Source organism: Paraburkholderia sp. RL17-337-BIB-A, assembly GCF_046025895.1.
GTDB classification, from domain to species: Bacteria; Pseudomonadota; Gammaproteobacteria; order Burkholderiales; family Burkholderiaceae; genus Paraburkholderia; species Paraburkholderia fungorum_C.
This window is the reverse complement of the sequence record NZ_JARESY010000002.1, coordinates 3,455,367-3,476,448: the sequence shown is the minus strand read 5'-3', so window position 1 is coordinate 3,476,448 and position 21,082 is coordinate 3,455,367. Positions and strand designations below refer to the sequence as shown.

The following is a 21,082-nucleotide window of genomic DNA, read 5'->3' as shown; positions in this document are numbered from 1 at the left end:
GAGCCAAGGGTGCTGGAGAGGCGCAGGCTCTGACGTTCCTAGCGCTCTGAGGTGCCACAGGTTCTGAGGGACGCTCAGGTTGTCAGGCGATGAGACCCGTGAGGGCACTGGCGGTTCTGATGATTGTGGGGGCCCGGATGGCTCCGAACCGTCCAACGGCGCGCGCTTATGTCACGGCACGCTGCGCTCGTACCCAGCAAACGGATGATTCTCGCGCACGCAACCATCGCTGACCTGCACGACCTGATCGCCGAACGCGGCAACATCGTCGGGATCGTGCGTGATCAACACCATCGGAATATCGAGGCGTGTTTGCAGGTCCGATAACTCGAGCCGCATACGCTCACGCAGCGCGCTATCGAGCGCGGAAAATGGCTCGTCCAGCAGCAGCAACTGGGGTTGCGCGACCAGCGCCCGCGCCAGTGCCACGCGCTGCTTCTGTCCGCCCGAGAGCTGCGCCGGATGATTCCCCGCCACGCTTTTCAACTCGAGTGCATCGAGCCAGTAGTCGACTTGCGGGTGCGCGATTTTCGCCCGCGGATTGAGCCAACCCCGCTGCAACCCGAAGCCGATGTTTTGCCGCACGTTCAGATGCGGAAACAGCGCGTAGTCCTGAAACAGATACGCCATCTTGCGTGCCTGCGGTTTCAGATCGACGCCGCGCGCGCTGTCGAATAAAGCGTTGCCATGCAGCGCGATCGTGCCTTCGTCGGGGCGCAGCAAGCCGGCAATGGCCTGCAACGTCAAACTCTTTCCCGCACCCGACGGCCCGAACAGCACCACGCGCTGCGTGATCGCCTTGAACGAAACGTCGAGCGTGAATCGTCGCTCGGCGCTCTCGAAGGTCTTGCGGATGTCGACGGCGAGCGGCATATCAGCGGGACTGCAACAACGTGTGCTGTGGCACCAGACGGCCCGCCAGCAACAGGATCACGACACACGTCACCGAAGTCACGAGCACGAGGAAATTGGCGGTGCTGTCGTCGCCGGCTTGCACGGCTGAATAGACTGCAACCGAGAGTGTCTGCGTGCGTCCCGGCAAATTGCCCGCGATCATCAGCGTCGCGCCAAATTCGCCTAGCGCCCGCGCAAACGCCAACAATCCGCCGGCGAGAATGCCGCGTGCCGCGAGCGGCAGCGTCACGCGAAAGAAGATTGCCGTCTCGCTGACGCCGAGCGTGCGTGCGGCCCGCTCGAGTTGCGGATCGACCGCTTCGAAGGCGGCGCGCGCCGATTTCAGCACGAGCGGGAACGCGACGACCGTCGACGCGATCACCGCGCCCTGCCAGGTGAACACCAACTGGATATCAAGGCGATCGAGCCAGCCGCCGATCACGCCACGCCGGCCCAACACGACGAGCAGGTAGTAGCCGAGCACGGTGGGCGGCAGCACGAGTGGCAACATGAGCAGCGAATCGATCACATCGCGCGCGCCCGAGCGCCAGCGCGACAGACCAAAGCCTGCCGCGACGCCGAAAACCAGATTGAGCGCGGTGGCCCAGCCCGCCACTTTCAGCGATAGCAAGAGCGGAATCCAGGCCTGTTGCATGGGCGTGCGATACCTGCTTGAAAAGTTAATGCGCGGGCTTGAATCCGTACTTCGCGAGCACGGCCTGGCCGGCCGGCGACAGCACGAAATTCATGAAGGCCTGGGCGTCGGCCGCGTGACGGCTGCCTTCGACTTGCGCGATCGGATAGGTAATCGGCGTTTGTGTCGGCACGTTCATCGCGACCTTGACCTTGTCCGGCATGACCGCGGCGTCAGTGCTGAACACGAAGCCAGCGTCGACTTCGCCACGCGACACGTAGTCCAGGCTCTGGCGAACGTTCGATGCCAGTACGGCCTTCGCACTCACAGCGTCCCATACGCCCGCGGCTTGCAAGGCGCCTTGCGTATAACGGCCAACCGGCACGGAGGCCGGATCGCCATAAGCAACACGCTTCACATTCGCCGATGCCAGGTCGTTCAGCGAGGCCGGCGCGAAGTGGCTGTCGGCCGGCACGATCAGCACCAGCGAATTCGCGGCGAAGTCCTTGCGCGTAGCCGGCACGATCACCTTTTCCGCGGCGGCCTTATCCATCGCTTTCTGGTCCGCGGAGGCGAACACGTCGGCGGGTGCGCCTTTGACGATTTGCTGCATCAACACGTCGGACGCGCCGAAGTTCAGCAACACCTTGGTGCCGGAATGCTGCTGTTCGAAGACCTCGCTCACTGCCTTGAAGGCGTTGGTCAGACTGGCGGCGGCGGAAACCACCAGTTCGTCGGCGCGCGCGTTGGCGCTGACGGCAACGGAGATGGCGCTGGCGATGAACAGCGCATGTTTCACAAGGCGGCGGGACAGTGTCATGGCGGCTGGATGTCCGGCGTGGGCCGGAACGGCGGGTCAAAACGCTATCGTAATATATGAAAGGTTATAACGATACCCATGACGATTATTCAGTCGTGCGCATGGAGCGGCGCGCGGATCGCTAGAGGTAGGGTTCAGTCGGCCGGGGAATCGGCTGAACGTGCTTCAGATATCCGACGAGTGTGGCGGCGCAAGCGTGTTGAGCGTCTGCGACAGCGGCGCTGTGGCGGGACGTACGTCACGTACGGCTTTCCACTTGGCGCGAATGAACGGCTTGTCGTGGCCGGAGACCTTCAACGCGATATGCGTGACCCAACGTTGCGTCGGCACGTGCACGCCGTGCATCAGCACCGCGAGGATCATCAGACTCGCAGTGACGGGCAACGCCGACAACCGTCCCGGTTCGGCATTCCAGGCCATGCGCACGAACACCAGCGCTGCCAGCGCACCGACCAGGCAGCCGGTGACGGCTTCAGACGGCGAGTGAGCGCTCAGCACGACGCGCGACAAGCCAACCGCGATGCCTGCGGCCAGACCCAGTAAGACGCCAAGCAGACGAATCGCCGGACGCGCCGGCAGCAACATCAGGAACAGCGCGACCGGATAGACGGCCGTAGACAGCATGGCGTGACCGCTGACGCCGGTGAAATCCAGCTCGCGCACGCCCACGCCCCAACCGAGGAAGGCCAGCTTGGTCACGGTCACAACGCCGATGGCCGCGCCAAGCAGCAGCAGCCAGCCGGCAGCCATGCGCCACGTGTAGCCGACCGCCAGCCAAAGTGCGATGGCGAACGCGAGCGGCAGCGTCATACCGGCACCGCCGAGGCTGGTGATCGAGTACCACAGATGGGCAGGCAAATCGGGCATGGCAAAAGCGCGACCAAGGCCGCGTAGAATCGGGTTGGTAATGGTTTAACGGGTCTAACGCGGGTTTGACCTGCAAGCGGCATGAATCGCCGACGCAGCAAAGAGGCGTGTACCGAAATGATTTACCCCGCCAGTATAGACGGGTGCCAGGGGCCGGAGTCGCCACGCACGAGGCTTTTTGTGACCGGACGTGGGCTGGCGAACAAGCTTTGCAGAGGTTTGACGTTGATGTTACTGCAAGGTTCGCCGGCGGAAAATTCGGTGCTCGGTAGCGGCTTTGGCCCTCAGCATCGCATGAGGATTGGTGTTATTGTGCATTGCACAACAAAGCGTCGTTCGATCGAACGACACCTGTCCCTTTTTGCGAGGTTCCCCGCCGATGGCAAAAAGTCTATCGAAAATCTGGCTGCGCGGTCTCAAGCGGCTGCTCGCGATTCAAACCGAGCACACTCACGCAACGACCAAGCGCGCCTCCAAACGGCCGGTCCGCGCTGCCACTAGCAAGCCGTCGGCTAAGGCCCGTCCCGTCAAGCCGGCGGCAGCGTTGCGCGCATCCGCGAAACGCGAGGCGCCGCGCACTGCCCCCCGGGAATCGCGAGTTCGACCACGTGCCTCGGCATGGGCGAGCGGGTCGTGGACGCGCTCGTTCCATTCGGCGCCGGCCGCCCCAGGGCGGCTCGTCAATCATCTGCAATACGGTTTGTACATTCCGTCCGGTCATGCGCTCGAGGCGATGCCGCTGGTGGTGATGCTGCACGGCTGCACCCAGTCGATCGACGAATTCGCGGAAGGCACCCGGATGAACGTCCTCGCCGACCGGTTCGGCTTTGCCGTGGTCTATCCGGAGCAGTCGAAGCACGTGCATTCGCATCGCTGCTGGCATTGGTACGACGCCAGTGACAGCGCCGGCGGCGCCGAGGCGCGTGCGGTCGTCTCACTGGTGGATTCGCTGGTTGCTCAGCACGGCTTCGACAGCGAGCGGGTGTATGTCGCAGGCATCTCGGCGGGCGCCGGCCTGACGGCGCTTCTGGCCGTCAACTATCCAGAGCATTTCGCGGGGGTCGCGCTGCATTCCGGCCCCGCTTTTGGCGAGGCTCGCTCCGGCATTGCGGCGATGGATGTGATGCGGCGCGGCGCGCGCCGCGAACCGGCCGAGCTGGTCGACGAACTCGTCAATGTGGCTGAATACCCAGGCATGCCCGCCATCATCCTTCACGGCGACGCCGACCATGTGGTCGCGCCGGTCAATGCGGACCAGTTGGCGGTGGAATTTCTCCGGCTGAACCGCATCGTCGACGAGAAAGGCGCGCGCAAATCCGGCGAAGTTCGAGAAGAGCGTAAGAGCGGCGTGATGACGCGCGACTACATTCGCGGCGGCCGGCGCGTGGTGCGGCTGTGCCGTGTGCAAGGGCTTGCCCACGCCTGGAGTGGTGGCGACGATGCCGTGCCGTTTCATTCCGCCAAAGGTCCGGACGCAAGCGCCCTGGTGTGGGAATTCTTAAGGCATCAACGCCGTACCGGTGCGGGCCGTATCGCTGAAAGCGCCGTCACGGAAGCCTCGGCGGGCGCTCGGTGACGGTGGAACAACATTTCGAAATGAACAGTGGCGCGATCTGAGGGTTTTCCCTATAATACGGGTTATCCCTTAGACGTTAACGCCTAAATTCATTGTCGAGGTTGACCATGTATCTGCTTAGCCGCCTGTTCCTCTTCCTGACCAAATCGCCCGATCAACTCGCGAAAGAACGCGCTGACGCTTTCCTCGCAGAGGCAACCGATCTGTACGACCTGGAATTCCGTATGCGCAAGCTTGACCGTGAAGCGAGCACCCGCAAGCCGTCCTGGATGAGCCAGCACTGAGCTGCGCAAGTTGAAGCATCGGCGCGTATTTGAAGAGCGTGGGTGTGTGGGCGAGTTGCCCGAGTTGTTATAAATTGCCTGAAGCGCTTAGGCGCGCTCAGACAGGCTTAAACAGCGGAATTCAATCGCCACAGCGCGCGATTCAACGCCGCGGCGAACGCCATCAAAGCCATATGGGGCGAAGTAGTCCGCCCGCGCAAGGGTCCCGTCGACCAGAATGCAAACGTCAGCGCGACGAAGCAACGACGCCGCCCGACGCATTTTCTAGTCTCCTTAAGACGTTCTCGATCCAATCTGCGTGAGCAGGCGCTCACTTGCCGAAACGGGCAAGCGTACGCTGCCGGGCTTCGGCATGGTCGACGATCGGTGCAGGATAATCCTTACCCAATATCACGCCGAATTCCGCGAGCCGCTCCGTGCCCGCCAGCCATGGCGCGTGGATCCATTTGGGCGGCAGCTTCGCAAGCTGGGGCAGATAGCGCTTGATAAAGCGCCCTTCAGCGTCGAATTTTTCTGATTGCGTGATCGGGTTGAAAATCCGGAAATAGGGTTGCGCATCGCATCCCGTCGACGCCGCCCATTGCCAGCCGCCGTTATTCGCCGAGAAATCGAAGTCGTTCAGTAATTCGGCGAAGTAACGCTCGCCGAGCCGCCAGTCCACGCCCAGATCCTTCACCAGAAAGCTCGCCGTCACCATTCGCAGCCGGTTGTGCATGTAGCCGGTGCGGTTCAGTTGCAGCATCGCGGCATCGACCAGCGGATAGCCGGTGCGGCCGTCGCACCATGCGGCGAACGCTTCGCCGGCTTCCGGGCCTTGCGCCCAACGCAGCTGGTCGTACTCTTCCTTGAACGACGCGCCGCTCGCCAGCCTCGGATGATGCGCGAGGATCATGAAGTAGAAATCCCGCCAGACCAGCTCCGAAAGCCATGTGGCCGCGCCTTCCCCGCCGGGCTGCAGCGACATCTCATGCGCGAGCCGCGCGAGTGTGCGGATCGAAACGGTGCCGAAGCGCAAATGCACAGACAGATAGCTCGGACCTTTGGCGGCGGGGAAGTCGCGCCGGTCCTTATAGCTGTCGATGCGAGTCAGGAAGTCGTCGAGCAGACGCTGCGCGCCGCTCATGCCAGTGGGCAGATTGAGCTCCGCAAGATTGCTCGGTGCGAAACCGAGTTGAGTGAGCGTTGGTGACGGGTGGTCCAGGCTGGACGGCAAGGTGGCCAGATGTTTCGCGTAGGTTTCGACGGGATACGGCTTCAGATCGAAGGCCGTCAGCTGCTTGAGCCATGCGTTCTTGTAGGGCGTGAACACCGTGAACGGTTTGTTCTGACCCGTCAGTACCTCATCGCGCTCGAAAATGACCTGATCTTTGAACGTCAGCAACTGGCGCCCGGCAACGGCCAGCCGCTCCCGAACCGTCTCGTCACGCTCGATCGCGACCGGTTCGTAATCGTGATTCGCGAATACCGCGTCCACGCCGAGTTCGCTGGCAAGCCTCGGCACGAGATCAGCCGGATCGCCGTACAGCACGAGGAGACCGCCGCCTTTGGCGCGCAAAGCCGCGTCCAACTCGCTCAACGCAGCAAGAATGAACTCGATGCGGCGGTCCTGCGGTTGCGTATCGGGATGGCGTGCTTGCCAGGCGCCGACCAACGGTTCCAGGATCGTCGTGTCGAATACGAAGAGGCACCAGACGCGTTCGCAATGTTTGAGCGCGTAGTAAAGCGCGGCGTTGTCCGTGTTACGCAGGTCGCGGCGGAACCAGACCAGACCGGTATCGAAGGTGTCGTTCAGGCGTCGGGCGCGTGTCATTGGAATCGTCGGTCGGGTGAATGGTGGTGTGGCCGGGCATCGAGCGGCAGATTGGGTTCTGTCACGCGAAAGGTATTGCTGCGCTGCACGGCCGTTCACCGGGTTAGCGATGGTAAGTGATCGCACCGTCCGGTATTGCACATTGCATGCCGCGTTCGCCAAACGGCACGGCGCCCGTACCTGTTTGCGGAGTACGGGCGCGGTTCATGGTGACGCGGTTTTGCCGCGCCGCGCCGGTTCAACTGTTCTCACCAGCGATTCAACACCGACTCATCAAAGCCGCGACTTACGCGACTTGCAAACGCACCGCGACGTTGTTGCGCGTGGCGTTCGAGTACGGACAGACCTGGTGCGCGGCGTCGACCAGTTCTTTCGCTGCGCCAGCGGCGAGGCCCGGCAACGAGATGCGCAGATCGATGTCGAGCGCGAAGCCGCCGTTGTCGTTCGGGCCGATACCCACTTCCGCCGTGACTTGCGTGTCAGCCGGCAAAGTCTGCTTGCGCTGGCCGGCGACGAACTTCACCGCGCTCAGGAAGCAGGCCGAGTAGCCGGCTGCAAAGAGTTGCTCCGGGTTGGTGCCCGCTGCGCCGGTGCCGCCCAGTTCACGGGGTGCTGCCAGTTTCACGTCCAACGCACTGTCCGACGACACTGCACGGCCGTCACGGCCACCGGTGCTGGTTGCGCTTGCTTTGTAGAGAATGTTCATGGTGCTGCTCCTTTGTCTGGGTTGTGAGGATCTGCATGCCTGCCGCTGTTTGCTCGGCCACCGTTCCGGCGGCGCCCTATCGAAGCGGCATGTGATAAAGGTAGTACACAAATCATTTGTGTGCAAATCAATTTTTGCATCATACCGATAGCGTGCTTTTTGAAGCAGGCTGGCTAGTGGTCCATGTAATCGTTGAGGGTGGCGCGCAGGCGCGTCAGATCGTCGCGCAGACGGAGCAGGAATTCGGGTGTCTGCTGGGTTGCGCAGAAGATTTCCGCCGGCACTTCGCGTGCCTGGCGCTTCAGTGCGGTGCCGGCTTTCGTGAGGCGGATATAGACGAGCCGCTCATCTTCAACGCCGCGCACCCGTTCCAGATAGCCTTGCGCCTCGAGGCGCTTGAGTAGCGGCGTGACCGTTGCCGAGTCGAGATTCAGACGTGCGGCAAGGTCTTTGACCGTGACGTCGTCGGCTTCCCAAAGCACCAGCATTGCAAGATATTGCGGATAGGTGAGGCCGAGCTTGTCGAGCAACGGCTTGTACGCTTTCGTCATTGCAAGCGAGGTCGAATAGAGCGCGAAGCAGAGTTGTTCGTCGAGCGTGAAGGGCAAAGCGGGGCGCTGGGTCATGTTGCATCTCGTATAAAAAGAGCGTGCAAATCGATTGCGCGCAAACCATTGTGCCGCAATTCGAGGCAGGTTGACGAGTGCGGCAGGGATTCGACTCAGCGGCGGGGGCGCATGGCGTGCCCTGAAGCGCAAGCGCTGAGGGCACCGGGACGAGAGTACAGGGCCGCCAAGGCTGGCATGCGGACCGTCAGGCGGGACTTGCGAAGGACACCAAGACGGAAGCGGGCAGCGTTCCGAATCGACACCGCGCGGGCGCCAAAAGAACGCCCGCGCCTGAATAGCCTGGCCGCGGTTCAAGCTGCCGGCGTGGTCGGCAGGTCCGGCGCTTCAGGCGTTTGCACGCCGAAGCAGCCGCGATAAGTCGCGTAGAACGAGCAGTACAGCATGGTCGTCACGATCATCGTGGCGGGCATCAGAATCGCGAACGCGAAGTCGCCCGCGCCCAGCGCCTGCATCAACGCGGACAAGCCGAACGAGACGGTCGTCGCCACCGCGAACCACAATGCGCCGAACACGATGAACGCGCCGCGATTGCGCCAGCAACTGACGAGGCTGAAGAACATCGCCTTGATAGGCGGCACGTCGTGCCACGCGGCAAGAATGGGCGAGAACCAGAAAATCATCGCGACCGGAATGTAGAACGCGAACGCGGTGATCACCGCCAGCGGAATATTGCTGTTGGCAATCGCGTCCTGATCCATCGTGGCCGCGCCGAGCATGACCTTCAGCAGCATGCCGCCGTCAGCGAGTGCCGAGCCGGCCAGCACCAGCGCCATCGCGATGACATACAGCACGCCGAGCACGAACAGACGTTTGGTGACCACGGGGCCGTACGAATGAAAGCCGTCCACCAGAATGGTCGGGAACACCGGCTTGCCCGCGATGGTGTTGCGGCACGCCGCCATGAAGCCGACCGCGACACCCGGAATGAAAACGAGCGGCAGCACGCCGCCGATGACTGGAATCTGCGCCGCCAGCGTCATGACCAGCAAATAGGTGAAGAACAGCGTCAGAAACGCGAGCGGGTTCTTGCGGAACAGCCAGATACCTTGCCGGAACCAGACATAGCCGGTTTTCGCGGGGACTTCGATCAGTTGCATGAGGTATGAATGCCTGGAAGTGCAACGCCGGACAGGCGTTCGCGCAGAATGCGCTCGAAATGGCCGGGATCGTGCGGTTTGAGCAGCTCGGCCGCGCGCGGCAAATGAAAATCATACAGGCGCGAGACCCAGAAGCGGTAAGCGCCCGCACGCAGCATGTCGCCCCAATGGCGGTTTTCTTCGACGGAGAACGGGCGCACGGTCTGGTAGGCACGCAGCATGGCTTCGGTGCGCGCTTCGTCCAGCTTGCCGGTGGCGAGGTCGACGCACCAGTCGTTGACCGTGACCGCGACGTCGAACAGCCACTTGTCGCAGCCGGCGAAATAGAAGTCGAAGAAGCCGCCCAGCCGCACCTCATGGCCGGTTTCCGGCGCGGCATGCGCGAACAGCGCGTTGTCGCGGAACAGGTCGCCGTGACAGGGGCCTTCGGGCAACGCGGCGTAATCCGCCGATGCGAAGAAAGCCTCCTGATGCGCCAGTTCGGACGACAGCAAGTCGCGCTGTGCGCCTTTCAGAAACGGCAGGATGGTCGGCACGGTTTCCTTCCACCACGGCAGGCTGCGCAGATTCGGCTGATAGCGCGCGTAATCGCGCCCCGCCAGATGCATGCGCGCGAGCATTTGCCCGACCTCGACGCAGTGCTCGACTTGCGGCGCCAACTCCGGCGCGCCTTCGAGCTTGGTTACGATGGCGGCGGGCTTGCCGCGCAGCGTGCCGAACAGCGCGCCGTCTTCGCGCGGCATGGGATCCGGCACCGGCACGCGGTGCGCGGCCAGATGCTGCATCAGGTCGAGATAGAACGGCAGTTGCTCGGCCGTCAGCTTTTCGAAAATCGTGAGGACGTATTCGCCGCGCGTCGTCGTCAGAAAGAAGTTGCTGTTCTCAATACCGGACGGGATGCCGCGAAACTCGACGACGTCGCCGAGATCGTAATGACGCATCCATTCTGCTAGTTGGGGTTCGGTGACAGCGGTGAAGACAGCCATGCGGGAAACGTCGGATCAGAGGTTAGTCGGGCTGGCGCGATGCGGCCAGTGCGAGGTGTAGCAAATGCGCTGCAGACAGCGCGATCAAGCTCAATCGGGCTGCGAGTTGTGGCCGTGCAACTGGCCGTGAACCTGGTTACGATGCTGGCCGCGATCCTCGCCACTCGCCAAAGCCTTAAAGCGCTGCGGCCATTGAGCGCGGCATCGCGGTGTTTCAGACCATGCTGCAGGTGGGGCTAAAAATGGCCAGGCAAGCTGAAATCCCGAGGCGACGCCCTCGGGCCGCGCAGGTTCCGGGGGAGCGGTTCATGTCGCGCCGCCGCCCCGGCATGCATCAATAAGTCAGATTCACCGACGGCAACCGCGTGCTCGGGCGGCCGTTGTCGCGCACGCTGGGCGACGTGTCGAGCGGCGCGCTCATCTGATAGCGCGTGCCGAGATTCGAACGCACGTTGATTTCAACGGGCTTGCCTTTGTCGCGATATTCGGTGATTTCGGTGCCGTTAGCGCTGCGTTCGTGGAAGCTTGGGGTGCGCGGGACGTTGATTTCGACCTTCGAACTGACCTCCGCGCCCGGACGATTGATCTTCTCCAGGTCAGGCAGACCGGCCCGTTCATTGGCGGACTGGGGCGCACCGGGGGCCGGCGTGTCGTCGACAGGCTGGGCAGCCATCGCGGCGTTGCCAAAGGCGAGGGCCAGTGCAACGGCGACGAGAAGGAGCGGCTTCATGGTGATTCTCCAATATGGTGCCCCGATTCTAGCAAATCCAGCCTTGCCCACGGGCGCGATCGCCTTATTTTGCGCCGCTTTCGCGCGCCACGCGCGCAATCCACGCGCGCAATCTTGCGACCGCTGTGGCGGCAGTTGTGGTAGGCGCCGCGGGGTCATTTGGCGATCACGGGTTCCGTGGTAATGTCGTCTCATCAATAGGGGCGAATGAAGATGAACAACGATACCAATCAACGCGCGGTGCAGACTCCCGCCAACAGCTTCCCGACCGAATCCTTTGACGACGCCACCGAGGCCGTCACGCGTCTGTCGGCGATCTACGAAGCGAACACTTCGTTTCTGCGCGACGCCTTCGCGCGCTATCGCCGCAACGAACTGTTCGAACGCCGGGTGCGCGCCTGCTACCCGTTCGTCCGGGTGTGCACCGAAGTCAACACGCATATCGACTCGCGCCGCTCGTACGGTTTCGTCGCGGGCCCGGGCGTGTTCGAGACCACGGTCACGCGGCCGGATCTGTTCGGCAACTACTATCGCGAGCAATTGCGTTTGCTGGCCAAGAACCATCACGTGAAGATCGAAGTCGGTGTGTCCGATCAGCCGATTCCGATTCACTTCGCGTTCGCTGAAGGCATCCACCTCGAGGGCGACCTGGATCGCGAGCGCCTGTTCCTGATGCGCGACGTGTTCGATACGCCGGACCTCGCGCTGCTCGACGACCGCATCGTCAACGGCACGTATGAGCCGCTGCCGGGCGAGCCGCATCCGCTGGCGCTGTTCACGGCGGCGCGGGTGGATTTCTCGCTACATCGGCTGAAGCACTACACGGCGACTTCGCCCACGCATTGCCAGAATTACGTGCTGTACACGAACTATCAGTTCTATATCGACGAGTTCGTCAAACTGGGCCGCACGATGATGGCCCATACCGACGACGAAGAATTGCGCGCGTACCGCAGCGAATACACGTCGTTCGTCGAACCGGGCGACGTGATCACGTACAACGAGAATCTCGGCGAACAGGCGCAGGAAGGCACGGCGCCGCCGCGTTTGCCGCAGATGCCCGCGTATCACCTCAAGCGCGCCGACGGCAGCGGCATCACGATGGTCAACATCGGTGTCGGGCCGTCGAACGCGAAGACCATCACGGATCACATTGCCGTGCTGCGTCCGCATGCGTGGATCATGCTCGGGCACTGCGCGGGGCTGCGTAACACGCAGCGCCTGGGTGACTACGTGCTGGCGCACGGCTATGTGCGCGAAGATCACGTGCTCGACGACGATTTGCCGCTGTGGGTGCCGATTCCGGCGCTCGCCGAAGTGCAGGTGGCGCTTGAGCGCGCGGTCGCGCAGATCACGCAACTGGATGGTGTCGAACTGAAGCGTGTGATGCGCACGGGAACGGTGGCGAGCGTCGATAACCGCAACTGGGAGTTGCGCGATCATCGCGAGCCGGTGCAGCGGTTGTCGCAAAGCCGCGCGGTTGCGCTCGACATGGAAAGCGCGACGATTGCAGCTAATGGGTTTCGTTTCCGGGTGCCGTACGGCACCTTGCTATGCGTGTCGGACAAGCCCTTGCATGGCGAATTGAAACTGCCCGGCATGGCGGATCAGTTCTATCGCGCGCAGGTCGATCAGCATTTGCAGATCGGCGTGAAGGCGATGGAGTTGTTGCGGATGAATGGGCTGCATCGGTTGCATAGCCGGAAGTTGCGGAGTTTTGCGGAAGTGGCGTTTCAGTGAGGGGGATGCGAGGGTATTCGCGGAATACGGTTGTGAAAAGAGCGGCTGCGTAGAGAATTGCCCACGGGTGCCGCATGAAGTTCACACGCCGATCAGGGCTTAGCAGGCTGCGGAAATACCCGAAGCAATCACGAGCGGCTTTCCTCCCGAAGGGGAAGCCGGAGTCGTTTTTTCCACCATCCGGGAATTGATTGGCCGATCCCGTCTCTGGTGGCTAGTCGGTGCCGTTTTTAGCCCCGATTTAGCTTATTGCGCCTCCTGCGCACGGATTTGTCCCAAGGTGCGCATACGAACCAGGTTGTACGCCGCCATCGTCAGCACAAACATCTGATCCACTTTCTTCAGGCCGCGCACCATCACCTGACGCATGCCCCCAACGGTCTTGGCCCAGCCGAATCCCTGCTCGATCAGTTTGCGCTTTTGCTGCGAGATGGCGTAGCCCACACTTTGCGCAATCGCCTCCGGCACCGCCGAATGGCGTCCCGACTTGTTCTGCGCCACATGCGGCGTGACCTTCATGTCCACACAGGCTTGCACGAAGTCCTGGGCATCGTAACCCTTGTCAGCTCCGAGCGTGATCTCACGCGCCGGGTCATCGAGCGCCTGTCTGGCATCGTTAATCATGACCCGCGCAGCTTCGCGCTCGGCATAACCATCAGCGATCGTCACCACGGCGTTGGCCACCAGACCGTGGCGGTTGTCGCTCAAGGTATGGCCCATGTAGCGCAATTCACTGGCCGTGCCGCCTTTACGATAGAGTCGCGCATCAACATCGGTCTTCGACTCATGGGTGTCGTTGCTGCGCTTCTCGCCTTTGAAGTTGCCCCCATCGCCATTGGCTTGGTCGTCATCGTCACGGCGCACAAAGCTCTTATGGCCGGCCCAGGCCTGGATCAGCGTACCGTCAACGCTGAAGTGTTCGCCTGATAGCCAGGCCTTCTGCTGTGCAATGGCCAGCACCTCATTGAAGAACTCGATGACCGCGTCATGTTTAATCAGTCGTTCCCGGTTCTTGGTGAACACGGTCGGCACCCATACGCTATCGTCCATCGACAGCCCAATGAACCAGCGAAACAGCAGGTTATATTGGACCTGCTCCATCAACTGTCGCTCGGAGCGCACGCTGTAGAGCACTTGCAACAGCATCGCCCGCAGCAGTTTCTCCGGCGCAATGCTGGGCCGCCCGCCCTTGATGTCGGCCTCATACATGCGGGCAAACAACGGCTCCATCTTCGCCAGCGCAGCATTGGCCATCTTGCGAATCGCGCGCAGCGGGTGACTCGCGGGAACAAAGTCTTCCAGCTTGTGCATCGTGAACAGGCTCTCGGTGAAGGTATCGGCGCCGCGCATCATCTCTCAGGGTTAGGGCTTCATCACAATAACGTTTCAGTCGTCTCATCCGCTGACTCATCGGCGTCGGTATTTCCGCAGCCGGCTAGGGCATTGAGCTTCATGCAATCGCCCTGTGGGTGCGACTGCTTGTGTAGAAAAATCGGACTTCTCTTATAGGCACAGGCTGAGGCAATAGGTAGCGTCCAAGGTCACATTAAAAGAGTCGGATCGGATGACATCGAGTAAATCGACATTATCCAATCGACTACAAGAGACCGGAGATGCTCCATGCAGACCAAGATTAGGACAATTGCAGATCCGAAGTACTACCCGCGGGAATACGCTCGCGTCCCCGTCGCTGAGGTCGGCTTCAGTTCCACCGCAGCGAGCCGTAAGTTGTCCCAATGGATCGGCGAGGGTGTTCGAGCCAGCTTTGCTACCTGTTCTGCAAACTTTTCCGCTACCAGCTGCGGATAAGGGCGGTTGCGGTCTTGAGGTTAGCTCAGGCGTCCCGTTGATAGCCCATCTGGCCAGCCGTTTGTGGGCTTCCGAATCGAGTCGTCTGGAGCGTTGAGACGATGATAATCAGCCCTCCCTTCTTGCCCGAGACGAACGATACCAATTCAACAGACTCGGTGATGGATGCGATTGATCGTTATGAAGTGGCGCACGGTATCTATCCGATTGCGTTCGATCGCCGCTGGCATCCCGGCATGCATTTGGCACCAAGAATGCAGAACGAGAAAATCCGCGCGATCGCTGACGGTGAAGTGGTGGCTTACCGAGTGTGCCAGCACGCCTTCAATGGCGGCGGCGGAGTGCCAGACAGCAATGCCGGCTTTGTGCTGCTCAAACACACGACCGATACAGGCGAAGGACGCAAGCTGACGTTCTATTCGCTCTACATGCATCTGCTGGAACTCGATGGTTATAACGACCACGGCTTTCATCCGGACGTGGTGCCGTCGTTCCTGCGAACAGCGTCACCTGGACCCGATATGTTGCCTCCGGTTGTCGCTCCGGCTCAGGCTGGCGGCGGCCGTAAGGTCTATCGGAAAGACGTCCTCGGACTGGCCGGGCGATGCCACGGCCAGTTGCACCTGCACTTCGAAATCTTCATGACGAAGCCGGATTTCGATGCGTATTTCGGTGCTACCCAGCTGGGCCACGAGCAGGTCGTCACACCTGCCACAACCGACTACTGGGGCAGCAGTTACTACATCATTCCGCCGCATCAGCAGTTTCTGGCGCTGCCGGTGGGCACGGACGCAAACCACAAGCTCAACGGTATCCGATTCGACGAATTGCGCGCTGGGCGGAATCCCGACACGCTGTACGTTGAGGCGTGGTTTCACAAAGGTTCGAAATTCACAAATGTGTGGCGCGACGCGGGAGCGGGGCACTTCGAACTGCTGACCACAGAACCGATTCGTGAGGCTGACTACGAATATAACCTCTACAACCGAGCGAGTGCCCTATATCCAGGCTGCCCGAGCGACGGCTACGAGATGCTGCGCTTCGGCCGCGTGCTTACTACACACGCAACGTTGCCGGAAGCTGGCGTACCACCTGGATGCGAGTCGCCTTTGCGTCAGGTCAGGAAGGCTATATCGACATCAACATCCGAGGTGTATTGAAGCTGTCCGACGCTGATTTCCCATTCTTCAAAGGTTGGAAAAAGATCAGTGAGGGTAACGGACCATTCAATGCGGACGGCCTGTGCGATATCAATGCGTTGAAGAAAATCCTGAAGGACGCGAAGGATCACGAGACACCGGAGGAAGCAGCGGAGACCGAGGAATACCAGAAGGAAGATGTGTTCGTTCGCTATGTGAAGACGACCGATGGTGTGCGTAAGCAGTTGCGTGGGTTCGTATGTGAAGCGCCGAGCGAATGGGACAGCACGCACAACGAAGATCGTTACCGGAAATTGAAAGACTCGGGCGAGTTCTACGATGGCAACGAAGCGGGTTACATGAAATTCCTCAACCTGTTGAAGTCCTTTCAATTCTGGGATCACACAGGGTTACCTACTGGCGGGAAGCTTTGGTTTTTTCATCCCACAGCGTTTATTCGGCATTTCAGGACGTGTGGATGGATGAGCCTAGACGAGCTTGCCGCTACGTTTCCTCGACATACGTTTTACGGTCAAACAGGAAACCCGCGGACAGCAATTACCACTAGCGGGTCGACGTACACCCTGACAAAAACGGAAGCATGTAATCGAATTCGGGGGCACTCGGTCGCATTGAACGAATGTATTCGAAAATATATAGGATACGATAAACAGCGCATATCCATTTTTTTGGCTCAGGTGCTTCTTGAAACGGCGCAGTGGAGAAATTTGAGCGGCGCAAGGAGACTCATGCACGAATGGGGTTTTGGGCAGTATTCAAGTAACAATCCGGCGACGGAATACTACGGCGCATTCTACGGGCGGGGAATAATGCAGCTTACGTGGGCCGGGAACTACATACAGTATGGCAAGTTTAGATCTTTTCCGAACAATGTCGGCGGATATGCAGAGCGCTTGCCCTCGACGGCTCCGCGAATTTCATCCACGTCTCGTCATTACACAGGAAATCCGAATGATGGCGGTCAGTTGATCGTCTGGTTCCCTCGGTTTGATCCCGACTTTATAGCCGAAGATATTTACTCCTCCTGTGACTCAGGTGGTTTTTATTGGGTGTCAAAATCGTTTTCGGAGGGATTCAATATAAACAGAGTCGCCGATCGCCGCTATTCTGCAGTGAATATTGGCCTTGTGAACCGCTTGGTGAATGGAGGCGGGAATGGTTACTATGAAAGACAGGCATACTCCGCATTCATGCTTCGCAAACTGACATATAGAATCGGAAATAGCTCAACAGAACTGATCGTTGCGCCGCCACCAAAGAGCGGCGTGCGTGCCGATATGGAGTGGTCGGAGTAGAGCTATGGGGAAAAATAAGTTTTTTATTCAGATCCTTTTGTTGTTTTTTTGTTGCCAGACTTGGGCGTCGAACGGATGGATAGAGTTTTCGCCTGATGGTCGAGTAAATGTGGCGTTAAAAGCAGAGGGAAAATTGATTTTTTATAAAATTTATGGGCCGAATTTTAGACGTAGCAGAGAAGTAGTCGTCGATTCGGAGAAGAAAATAAATATAAATATCGATGATTTTAATTTTGATGGGGAAAAGGACTTTTCGATATGGTATGTCGATGATGGCATGGGGGGTCTACACAATTCACAGAATTTTTATGTTTTCAAAAAAACGACAGGCGTTCGTGGAGTATTTCCCAAGCTGCGGCGATGAGTTTATTGAATTAAAGGTGGATAGAAAAAGGAGGCAATTGACTAGCACATACTTCGAGGACAATGTACCGAAGACTTGCATAACTCGCTTGCCGAAGAATGTGCAATGACTTGCGCACAACCTGCCCGTCTATCGGCGTCGGGCAGCAGCAGCTTTCGGGCCAATGATGTATATCATGTAGGTTTCATTGGAGTGCAGAGTCCATGAGATTTTTTCTATTAATTTTGGCATGGACTATCTGTCTACCTGCTCAGGCCTGCGGAGCATTTTCTCTTAAACACCGTCTCGCCTCCGAGTTGTTTTCCGACACGGATATGCGACTTTTTGTTTGTGGAAGTGATAAATACTCGATCGACAGATTTTATCGCGGTCTGAAATTCCGTGCGTATTCTGAACCTTTTCGCGACGGCACTCTAAACATTTGCCTCGTTGATCCGATAAAGACCGCGCGAAACTCTTACACGGGTGTCTTTGCTGGCCTGCGAAAAAGCATTCGATTCCAATTAATTTCCTTCGGCACGGGAGTAGGGATTGGTCATGACGGAGGCGGCGTACCGGTTCTGATCGAGCACGATGCATATGATCCGTCGATAGGGCGTCGATCTGGTGCGCTCTATGTCTGGGATGGAACAGATTTCGTTTTTGAACGGGAGTTCGATGCCGATCAATAAGAAATAAGGGCGGAAGACTCAGACAGGGGGCCTTCTCACCAAAATAATCACGCCCATGTCCCCCCAAAGAATTTCAAAACTGCCCAAACCCCGTCAACCCGATCAAACTCCCAGCCGCCAGCAGCCACAACGGATGAATGCGTGTCTTCAACGCCATAACCGCCGTGAACGCGGCGATCGCCCATGCAATCGCCGTCGGATTCGATGTCTCGGCGATCAACGCCGCGCTCGCCGCAACGATCCCGGCCGTCACCGGCACCAACCCCATTTGCGCATAACGCCGCCACGGACGGTCCTTGAACCGATCCCACGCATGCAGCGCGAGTATTGTCACGAGCGACGACGGCCCGAACTTGGCCACTGAAGTCACCAGCATCCCCGCCCAACCCGCCACGTGCCAACCGACCAGTGTCACGATCATCAGATTCGGCCCCGGCGCCGCTTGTGCCAGAGCGAACAGCGCGCTGAATTCGCTAGCCGGCATCCAGTGATGCACATCCACCACCTGACGCTGCATTTCCGGAAGAATCGTGTTGCCGCCGCCGAACGCGAGCAGCGAAAGCTGACTGAAAATGATGGCAAGAGAAATGAGCGTGTCGTTCATCGTGCGGCCCTCGACGCGATGTAGATGCTGAGCGGGGTGAGCACCAGCATCGTAGGCAGAAGCGGCAGGCGCATGATGGCGATCGCGATGAAGCCGATCGTCGCGATGAGCGCGGCCATTGGTTTATTCCGCAACGGCAGCAGGATTTTCACCGCCATCGAAATTAGCAGGCCGGACGCAGCGGCCGCGAGACCAGCAAACAGATGGCGAACGTGCGGGTCGTTTTGCGTGTGTTCGTAAAGCACGCCAAGGCCGATCACGACCAGCGAAGGCCCCGCAATGAACCCGAGCAAACCCGCCAGCGCACCCGGCACGCCGCGAAAGCGCATCCCGATCGCCACTGAAAGATTGATCACATTGCCACCCGGCAAGAATTGGCAAAGGCCGAGCAGGTCGGTAAATTCAGCGCCGGTCAGCCAACGCCGTTGCTCGACCAGGGCGCGCCGCGCTAGCGGCAGCGCGCCGCCGAACGAGATCAGCCCGAGGCCAAGAAAGCCGCCAAAAATTTCCCGCAAGGTGGGCGCGGGCGCGAGCGCTGCCTCGGTTGAAGTGAGATCGTGATCCATATCGTTAAGCTTCCGGTTCAAGCTCAGGAGGGTAGCGCCTAACCGGCGGCGAGCAAAACGATTTTTCGGCGCGCCTTTGTGATCTAGAATCACAAGCATGTCTCGCAATCTTCCTCCATTTCCGGCGCTGCGCGCCTTTGAAGTTGCCGCGCGGCATGAGAGCTTCACCGCGGCGGCGAACGAGTTGCATGTGACGCACGGTGCAATCAGCCGCCAAGTTGCGGCTTTTGAAATGTGGCTCGGTGTGCAGGTATTCCATCGCCGCGGCAAGCGCGTGCGTCTGACCGACGACGGCCGCCGCTATCTGGCCACCGTGCAGGCCGCGTTCGACAGCATCGCGCTTGCCACCGATCAGCTGCGCGATACGGGCGTCGTCCACGTTTTAAGAGTGAATGCCCTGCCGACCTTCGCAATGAAGTGGCTCCTGCCGCGGTTGCACCAGTTCCAGCGCAAGGTGCCGAACGTGGAACTGCGGCTGTCGACTTCAAACGCGCCCGTCGAAACCCTGGACAGCTTTGACGTCGCCGTCCGGCGCGGGCCGGCGCATTGGCCGAACTGCGTGAGCGGCCATTTTCTTGGTGAGAGCGAGCTTCCGGTGTGCAGTCCTGCGCTTCTGCAACGCTCGCCGATCAGCACAGCCGACGATCTCGCGAAGCACGTACTGCTGCATTCGGACACAAGGCCCGATGCGTGGGGCAACTGGTTATCGGCAGCGGGGGTGACGGCGAGATGCCGGAAGAAGCAATCGTTCGATCACTTCTATCTGGCCTTGCAGGCTGCAGTGGATGGGCTCGGCGGGGCGCTCGGTCCGTTGCCTTTGCTCGCGGACGAGCTGACATCGGGGCGGCTCATCATGCCTTTGGCCGGCCCACGTATCGATGCACGCGGCTATTGGTGGGTGGCGAGGCGAGAGATCGCGCAGGCGCCACTCGTGGCGCAGTTCTGCGAATGGCTGCAAGCGCAGGGTGATCAGACGGGTGGAGTGGAAGCGAGCGGCCTGGAGGCGGCCCGCTAGCAGCGCTTGCGGGCGTTGCTCGATGTGTATCGAACACCGCACGTTCGCTGCGCTTCGCGCACTGGGCGCGAAGCGCCAGGATCACAGATAGAACATCCGGTCTTCATCCGACTTGGCCGGATGCGGTTCGGTTTCTTCGCGGTCTTCGTAGAACTTCAGCACCGCTTCGAGCACTTGATCCGGGTCGTCGATCACCTGCATCAAGTCCATATCCGCCGGATTGATCAGGCCCATCGGCGTGAGCGAGTTCTTGAACCACGCAAGCAGACCTTCCCAAAACTCGCCGCCCACCAGAATGATCGGCACGTGGCGCGACTTCTTGGTTTGAATCAGCGTGAGGACTTCGGCGAGTTCATCCAGCGTGCCGAAGCCGCCCGGCATCACGATCACCGCATCCGAGTTCTTCACGAACGTGACCTTGCGCGTGAAGAAATGGCGGAAGCGCAGCGAAATGTCCTGCCACTGATTGCCCGATTGCTCGTGCGGCAGCTCGATATTCAGGCCGACCGAAGGGGCTTTGCCCGCATGGGCACCCTTGTTGGCCGCCTCCATGATGCCGGGGCCGCCGCCCGAGATCACCGCGAAGCCTGCGTCCGACAGCTTGCGCGCGATTTGCGTGGCGAGTTTGTAGTAAGGCGAGTTCGGTTTCAGGCGCGCTGAACCATAGATGCTGACAGCCGGACGAATCTCCGAGAGGTACTCGGTCGCCTCGATAAACTCTGCCATAATCGTGAACATCTGCCACGATGCGCGGGCCTTCTTAGCCGTTGCGCGCTCTTGATCTGCGAGTGATCGCAGACTCGGAATCACTTTTCTCTTAGTCAT

The 21,082-nt window shown here is 60.1% G+C and carries 22 protein-coding genes; 8 read left to right on the top strand and 14 right to left on the bottom strand.

Annotation, left to right across the window (positions count from 1 at the left end):
• Positions 1-171 precede the first annotated feature (171 nt).
• The 4 genes from P0D84_RS36175 to P0D84_RS36160 form a co-directional block, all read right to left on the bottom strand.
• Entirely contained in the window at positions 172-873 is a 702-nt protein-coding gene (locus P0D84_RS36175) for a sulfate/molybdate ABC transporter ATP-binding protein (protein ID WP_408345120.1), read from the bottom strand.
• 1 nt (position 874) lies between these two features.
• Positions 875-1,549 (bottom strand): molybdate ABC transporter permease subunit, encoded by a 675-nt coding sequence (gene modB, locus P0D84_RS36170; protein ID WP_408345117.1) that lies wholly within the window; start codon positions 1,547-1,549, stop codon positions 875-877.
• 25 nt (positions 1,550-1,574) lie between these two features.
• The gene (modA, locus tag P0D84_RS36165) at positions 1,575-2,348 is read right to left on the bottom strand and encodes a molybdate ABC transporter substrate-binding protein (RefSeq protein ID WP_408345114.1); all 774 of its coding nucleotides are present in this window, start codon (positions 2,346-2,348) and stop codon (positions 1,575-1,577) included.
• A 165-nt stretch (positions 2,349-2,513) separates the two neighbouring features.
• Positions 2,514-3,215: a phosphatase PAP2 family protein gene (locus tag P0D84_RS36160; protein WP_408345110.1), complete on the bottom strand. Its 702-nt coding sequence runs from the start codon at positions 3,213-3,215 to the stop codon at positions 2,514-2,516.
• Between the two features lie 379 nt (positions 3,216-3,594).
• On the opposite strand from P0D84_RS36160, the gene P0D84_RS36155 reads away from it, so the two are divergent.
• Both P0D84_RS36155 and P0D84_RS36150 read left to right on the top strand, forming a co-directional pair.
• On the top strand, positions 3,595-4,791 hold the full coding sequence (locus P0D84_RS36155; protein WP_408345107.1) for an extracellular catalytic domain type 1 short-chain-length polyhydroxyalkanoate depolymerase: 1,197 nt from the start codon (positions 3,595-3,597) through the stop codon (positions 4,789-4,791).
• A 107-nt stretch (positions 4,792-4,898) separates the two neighbouring features.
• Positions 4,899-5,075: a DUF3563 family protein gene (locus P0D84_RS36150; RefSeq protein ID WP_408345104.1), complete on the top strand. Its 177-nt coding sequence runs from the start codon at positions 4,899-4,901 to the stop codon at positions 5,073-5,075.
• Between the two features lie 310 nt (positions 5,076-5,385).
• On the opposite strand, the gene P0D84_RS36145 is transcribed toward P0D84_RS36150, so the two are convergent.
• The 6 genes from P0D84_RS36145 to P0D84_RS36120 form a co-directional block, all read right to left on the bottom strand.
• A complete protein-coding gene (locus tag P0D84_RS36145; RefSeq protein WP_408345101.1) occupies positions 5,386-6,885 on the bottom strand; it encodes a cryptochrome/photolyase family protein in 1,500 nt (499 codons plus the stop codon).
• 286 nt (positions 6,886-7,171) lie between these two features.
• Complete coding sequence (locus P0D84_RS36140) at positions 7,172-7,591, bottom strand: organic hydroperoxide resistance protein (protein ID WP_408345098.1); 420 nt, start codon at positions 7,589-7,591, stop codon at positions 7,172-7,174.
• 173 nt (positions 7,592-7,764) lie between these two features.
• Positions 7,765-8,217, bottom strand: a complete 453-nt coding sequence (locus tag P0D84_RS36135) for a MarR family winged helix-turn-helix transcriptional regulator (RefSeq protein ID WP_408345095.1) — start codon at positions 8,215-8,217, stop codon at positions 7,765-7,767.
• 293 nt (positions 8,218-8,510) lie between these two features.
• Entirely contained in the window at positions 8,511-9,317 is an 807-nt protein-coding gene (locus P0D84_RS36130; protein WP_408345092.1) for a BPSS1780 family membrane protein, read from the bottom strand.
• Positions 9,308-10,303, bottom strand: a complete 996-nt coding sequence (locus P0D84_RS36125; RefSeq protein ID WP_408345089.1) for a homoserine kinase — start codon at positions 10,301-10,303, stop codon at positions 9,308-9,310. Before P0D84_RS36125 ends, P0D84_RS36130 begins: the two co-directional genes overlap by 10 nt.
• Positions 10,304-10,637: 334 nt before the next feature.
• Positions 10,638-11,033 carry a hypothetical protein gene (locus tag P0D84_RS36120; protein ID WP_408345086.1) on the bottom strand — a complete coding sequence of 132 codons (396 nt, stop codon included), beginning with the start codon at positions 11,031-11,033 and terminating at the stop codon, positions 10,638-10,640.
• Positions 11,034-11,246: 213 nt separating this feature from the next.
• On the opposite strand from P0D84_RS36120, the gene P0D84_RS36115 reads away from it, so the two are divergent.
• Positions 11,247-12,773, top strand: coding sequence for an AMP nucleosidase (locus P0D84_RS36115; protein WP_408345083.1), 1,527 nt, complete (start codon positions 11,247-11,249; stop codon positions 12,771-12,773).
• Between the two features lie 246 nt (positions 12,774-13,019).
• Here the strand turns inward: P0D84_RS36115 and P0D84_RS36110 are convergent, their stop codons facing one another.
• Positions 13,020-14,123, bottom strand: a complete 1,104-nt coding sequence (locus P0D84_RS36110; protein ID WP_408345080.1) for an IS5 family transposase — start codon at positions 14,121-14,123, stop codon at positions 13,020-13,022.
• A gap of 620 nt (positions 14,124-14,743) precedes the next feature.
• On the opposite strand from P0D84_RS36110, the gene P0D84_RS36105 reads away from it, so the two are divergent.
• The 4 genes from P0D84_RS36105 (at position 14,744) to P0D84_RS36090 (ending at position 18,072) form a co-directional block, all read left to right on the top strand.
• On the top strand, positions 14,744-15,742 hold the full coding sequence (locus P0D84_RS36105) for a M23 family metallopeptidase (RefSeq protein WP_408345077.1): 999 nt from the start codon (positions 14,744-14,746) through the stop codon (positions 15,740-15,742).
• Positions 15,679-17,037 carry a hypothetical protein gene (locus tag P0D84_RS36100; protein WP_408345074.1) on the top strand — a complete coding sequence of 453 codons (1,359 nt, stop codon included), beginning with the start codon at positions 15,679-15,681 and terminating at the stop codon, positions 17,035-17,037. Before P0D84_RS36105 ends, P0D84_RS36100 begins: the two co-directional genes overlap by 64 nt.
• Before the next feature lie 4 nt (positions 17,038-17,041).
• Positions 17,042-17,401, top strand: coding sequence for a hypothetical protein (locus P0D84_RS36095; protein ID WP_408345071.1), 360 nt, complete (start codon positions 17,042-17,044; stop codon positions 17,399-17,401).
• Between the two features lie 203 nt (positions 17,402-17,604).
• Positions 17,605-18,072: a hypothetical protein gene (locus P0D84_RS36090; RefSeq protein ID WP_408345068.1), complete on the top strand. Its 468-nt coding sequence runs from the start codon at positions 17,605-17,607 to the stop codon at positions 18,070-18,072.
• Positions 18,073-18,145: 73 nt separating this feature from the next.
• Here the strand turns inward: P0D84_RS36090 and P0D84_RS36085 are convergent, their stop codons facing one another.
• Entirely contained in the window at positions 18,146-18,676 is a 531-nt protein-coding gene (locus tag P0D84_RS36085; RefSeq protein ID WP_408345065.1) for a chromate transporter, read from the bottom strand.
• Positions 18,673-19,242 carry a chromate transporter gene (locus P0D84_RS36080; protein WP_408345062.1) on the bottom strand — a complete coding sequence of 190 codons (570 nt, stop codon included), beginning with the start codon at positions 19,240-19,242 and terminating at the stop codon, positions 18,673-18,675. Before P0D84_RS36080 ends, P0D84_RS36085 begins: the two co-directional genes overlap by 4 nt.
• A gap of 97 nt (positions 19,243-19,339) precedes the next feature.
• Between P0D84_RS36080 and P0D84_RS36075 the strand changes: the two genes are divergently transcribed.
• A complete protein-coding gene (locus P0D84_RS36075; RefSeq protein ID WP_408345059.1) occupies positions 19,340-20,257 on the top strand; it encodes a transcriptional regulator GcvA in 918 nt (305 codons plus the stop codon).
• A gap of 81 nt (positions 20,258-20,338) precedes the next feature.
• On the opposite strand, the gene P0D84_RS36070 is transcribed toward P0D84_RS36075, so the two are convergent.
• Positions 20,339-21,082 (bottom strand): LOG family protein, encoded by a 744-nt coding sequence (locus P0D84_RS36070; RefSeq protein WP_179739347.1) that lies wholly within the window; start codon positions 21,080-21,082, stop codon positions 20,339-20,341.